Source organism: Paenisporosarcina sp. P5_A11, assembly GCF_056400705.1.
Window position 1 is genome coordinate 1 of the sequence record NZ_JBFUKT010000217.1, and the last position, 4,774, is coordinate 4,774.

The following is a 4,774-nucleotide window of genomic DNA, read 5'->3' on the forward strand; positions in this document are numbered from 1 at the left end:
GTGCGTGCCTTTTTTGGTGATTGCATGAGCATTCAATTAGAATTGATTTCCGAAAATGGTTGAATATAAATTCTGATTTATGTATAATAATAAAAATTAGAATTAATTGGATATTGGAGATGATTAATTGAAAGTCAATATTGTAGGCGCTACTGGGTATGGAGGCTTAGAACTTATACGAATTTTAAAAAACCACTCATACATAAATATTCACTCCGTTGTATCGAACTCTTATGCAGGAAAAGAGGTTGAAGATGTTTATCCTCATTTATCCGGTGTGGAGATGCCTATTCTCACCTCAATGAATTTGGAAGTTTTAATGGACGGGGCAGAAGCTGTTTTTTTCGCCACGCCATCTGGAGTTAGTAAGGAATTTATTCCGCAGCTCCTTGAAAAAGGGATCAAGTGCATTGATTTGTCTGGTGATTTCCGGCTGAATTCACCAACAGTCTATGAACAATGGTATATGCAAGCATCTGCTTCACAAGAACATTTGAACAAAGCGGTGTATGGGCTGAGTGAAATCAATGGAAAGGCAATCGAAGGAGCACAGTTGATTGCAAATCCAGGCTGTTTTCCGACGGCAAGCTTATTAGCGATTATCCCAATTCTTAAGACTGGTTGGATTGATGAGAACTCCATCATCATTGATGGAAAGACAGGGGTGTCCGGTGCCGGCAGAGGGGTCTCACTTGGTACGCATTTTTCCGAAACGAATGAAAATGTAAAAGCTTATAAGCTAGGCAAACATCAGCATATTCCGGAAATGGAGCAAGTGCTATCTGGTATTGCTAAGCAAGCAATTCAACTGACATTTAGCACACATCTGGTGCCAATGACGCGGGGAATCATGTGTACGATTTATATGAGACTAACAGAATCGGTAACAATGGAGATGGTCGTTTTCTTATATAAAGAATTTTATCGAAATAGTCCGTTTGTGCGTATTCGAACAGACGGGAGTTACCCATCGACGAAAGAAGTATACGGTTCCAATTACTGTGATATTGGATTTGCGCTTGATGTTCGAACCAAACAATTAATCATCGTTTCTGTGATTGACAATGTGATGAAAGGTGCGGCAGGTCAAGCCGTGCAAAATGTAAATATCATGATGGGGTGGAATGAAACAACGGGATTAGAATTATCACCACTTTATCCATAGGAGGCAAAACAATGGAACAGGCACTTATTCAACAAACACAGCAACTCGAAACTGTATTAGAAGGAACCGTTTCATCTCCAAAGGGATTTAAAGCGGGAGGTTTGCATTGCGGTCTTAGAAGAAAAGCGTTGGATCTAGGTTGGATTTACTCGGAAGTTCCTGCAATTACTGCAGGCGTTTACACAACAAATTTATTCCAGGCAGCCCCTTTGACTGTGACAAAGGAAAGCATAGCAGTTGAAAATAAGATACAGGCAATCCTTGTGAACTCTGGTAATGCGAATGCGTGCACTGGGGAGGAAGGAATGAAAAACGCACTTGAAATGAGAGATCATTTTTCCTTGTCAATCGGAATTCCTCAACATTATGTTGCAGTGACTTCGACAGGCGTTATCGGACAACAGTTGCCGATCGACAAAATTCATAATGGGATTAAGCAAATTGATATCACGAATAATCAGTCTGGTCATTTTGAACAAGCGATTTTAACAACTGATACTTCTGTCAAACACCTGGCCGTTAGCCTAGAAATTGATGGAAAAAAAGTGATTATTGGTGGGGCTGCAAAAGGTTCTGGAATGATTCATCCGAATATGGCCACTATGCTTGGTTTTGTTACAACTGATGCGGCTATCGCACCGGATGCTTTACAAATGGCATTAAAAGAAATCACCAACCACAGCTTTAATATGATTACCGTAGATGGGGACACAAGTACGAACGATATGGTGTTAATTTTGGCAAATGGTCTTGCGGAAAATAATGAATTATCCCCTGATCATCCACAATGGAATGGCTTCATGTCTGCGCTGAAAATGGTCTGTGAGGAACTTGCAAAAAAAATCGCACGTGACGGAGAAGGAGCGACAAAGCTAATCGAAGTGGAGGTTACGGGTGCGCTTGAAAAAGAGACGGCTGAAGTAATCAGTAAGTCAATCGTGGGTTCGAGCTTGGTGAAAACAGCAATCTTTGGCAGTGACGCGAACTGGGGAAGAATCATTTGTGCAGTCGGGTATAGCGGAAAAAATATCGATCCATTAAAAGTTACGGTGAAAATTGGCCCAATAACAGTCGTTAAGAACGGCTTACCTCAAGAGTTTAGTGAGGAAATGGCTAAAACATATCTTGAGAACGAACAAGTGAAAATTGTTGTCGACTTACATGAGGGCAATGAACAAGCAGTAGCGTGGGGCTGCGATTTGACGTATGACTACGTTCGAATTAATGCATCTTATCGGACTTAAAAGGAGGTTTTTATTAATGGAGTTTCTAGTTATAAAGTGTGGTGGCAGTGTAATCGACGAGGTGCCAGCGTCTTTTTATCAAGAGTTGTGTGACATACAAGCGTCGGGGAAATACATGCCGATTATCGTCCACGGTGGTGGCAAATTAATTACCAGTCTGCTCGATCAATTAGCTATTCCTTCTGTTTTTGAAAATGGACTGAGGGTCACGACTGATGAAATGCTAGACGTGATTGAAATGGCGCTTAGCGGCAAAATAAACAAATCAATCACTCGCAGTATCCTACAGGCAGGTGGGCAAGCAGTCGGGCTCAGTGGGATCGATGGCTGGCTTTTAGAAGCAGAGCAGTCCGATTCGAAGCTAGGCTATGTAGGGAATGTGATATCAGTAAATGAAACATGGCTCAAACAGTTGTGCTACATGAACTATATTCCAGTAGTATCACCCGTCGGAATGGATAAAGGTGGGCAACGATTCAACATTAATGCCGATACAGCTGCGGCCGTGATTGCAGGTAAGTTAATGTGTCCATTGGTGTTAATGAGTGACATTCCTGGCATATATAAAGAGATTGACGGTGTGAAACAAACCATTTCATCTCTATCCATCGATGAAATCAATGTACTAATAGACAATGGTACAATTACCGGCGGAATGATCCCTAAAGTAAATGGTGCAAAAGATGCTTTGAACAAAGGGGTTAAGGAAGTTGTTATCATGGACGGCCGCCAAGAAAATGGGTTAACCCATTATTGTAATGAAGAAAGTATAGGTACAAAACTAGTTAAAGATAAGGAGCTGTTCCATGTCTAATCAACAGACGCTTTCTGTAGAACAATCGCCTGTGATGAATACATATTCCAGATTCCCAGTCACGATGGTGAAAGGGAAAGGTAGCTTTATCTGGGATGAAAATGAAGACAAATATTTGGATTTCACCTCTGGAATCGCTACTTGTAATTTGGGTCATGTTCCTGACTATGTACATGACAAGGTCCAGGAACAACTGTCATTATTATGGCATTGCTCGAACCTCTATCATATTCCTTCTCAAGAAAAGCTTGCGAAGTTGCTAATTGACAACAGCTTTGGCGATCAGGTTTTTTTCTGCAATAGCGGAACAGAAGCCAATGAAGCTCTGATAAAACTTGCCCGAAAGCATGCGGAGATGCGCGGGAAAGATAGCCGCAACATCATTACCTTTAAACAATCCTTTCATGGTCGAACACTAGCTGCCTTATCCGCAACTGGACAAGAGAAGCTTCAACAAGGTTTTGCTCCTTTAGTAGAAGGATTTCAACATTTAGAATTTAACAGCTTTGAGGATTTGAAAGTGTTAGAAACAATTGAAGCTTGTGGAGTATTGCTAGAACTCGTCCAAGGAGAAGGTGGCGTAATTCCGGCAAATAAAGAGTGGGTCTTGAAGCTAGCGGAAATCTGTAAGCAGAATGATTTATTACTAATGATTGATGAAATACAGACTGGCATGGGCAGAACGGGCTCATTATTCGCATATCAACAATATGGCATCATCCCTGATATTGTCTCACTTGCAAAAGGACTTGGATCGGGTTTTCCAATCGGTGCACTTATCGCGTCAAATGAAGTAGCTCAAGCTTTTAACCCTGGAAGTCACRGCAGCACCTTTGGAGGCAATCCTTTAGCAACAAGCGCGGGTCTTGCCACAGTCCAATATATAGTCGAAAATCAAATCGCCCAAGATGCTCAAAAACTTGGAAGCTATTTAGTTGAGAAAATGGAAGAATTAAAGAAAGAGTATCCTCAAATAAAAGAAGTCAGAGGTATAGGCCTATTAGTAGGAGTCGTATTTGAAGGAAGTGCACTTGATGTAGTTAAGAAGTTATTGGCTGAAAAGGTACTAACACTGACAGCTGGAGAACATGTGTTACGGATACTACCGCCATTAAACGCGTCAAAAGACGAAGTTGATTTATTTGTGAAAACTTTAGAGAATGTTCTTTCAGGGGAGTAACTAAATAGGAAGCGAAGAGGAGTTAAGTGACGAGTCACTTAGCTCCTCTTTTGTTATGTGCATTTTTTGCGGATTATCATTTTTAATTGTAAGAATGAGGTGTTTAGTTTTAATAGTAAAATGATGGGAAACAAGAACGAGGATGTCACTAACAGAAAAGGATTTTGGCTGAGCGATTGCTCAGTTGGAAAATAWGAGAGTCAAGTTGGAAAAAAGGGCAGCCAAGTTGGAAAATATGAGAGCCAAGTTGGAAAAATTGCGCTCCAAGTTGGAATCAAAACAAGAACGAGGATGACACTAACAGAAAAGGATTTTGGCTACAGCCAAAATCAGTAATAACGACTTTGAACTATATGTTCTTGAATGTCCCC

The 4,774-nt window shown here is 40.9% G+C and carries 4 protein-coding genes; all 4 read left to right on the forward strand.

The genetic code is table 11. The features are described 5' to 3' along the window. Positions 1 to 127: 127 nt before the first annotated feature. The 4 genes from argC to AC1DOS_RS18040 are packed head-to-tail and all read left to right on the forward strand — an operon-like array spanning position 128 to position 4,403. Complete coding sequence (gene argC, locus AC1DOS_RS18025; protein ID WP_477538606.1) at positions 128 to 1,165, forward strand: N-acetyl-gamma-glutamyl-phosphate reductase; 1,038 nt, start codon at positions 128 to 130, stop codon at positions 1,163 to 1,165. A gap of 11 nt (positions 1,166 to 1,176) precedes the next feature. Further along, complete coding sequence (gene argJ / locus AC1DOS_RS18030; RefSeq protein WP_477538607.1) at positions 1,177 to 2,409, forward strand: bifunctional ornithine acetyltransferase/N-acetylglutamate synthase; 1,233 nt, start codon at positions 1,177 to 1,179, stop codon at positions 2,407 to 2,409. Positions 2,410 to 2,425: 16 nt separating this feature from the next. Continuing rightward, positions 2,426 to 3,223, forward strand: a complete 798-nt coding sequence (gene argB, locus AC1DOS_RS18035; protein WP_477538608.1) for an acetylglutamate kinase — start codon at positions 2,426 to 2,428, stop codon at positions 3,221 to 3,223. Further along, positions 3,216 to 4,403, forward strand: coding sequence for an acetylornithine/succinylornithine family transaminase (locus AC1DOS_RS18040; RefSeq protein WP_477538609.1), 1,188 nt, complete (start codon positions 3,216 to 3,218; stop codon positions 4,401 to 4,403). Before argB ends, AC1DOS_RS18040 begins: the two co-directional genes overlap by 8 nt. The last annotated feature ends 371 nt before the right edge of the window (positions 4,404 to 4,774 follow it).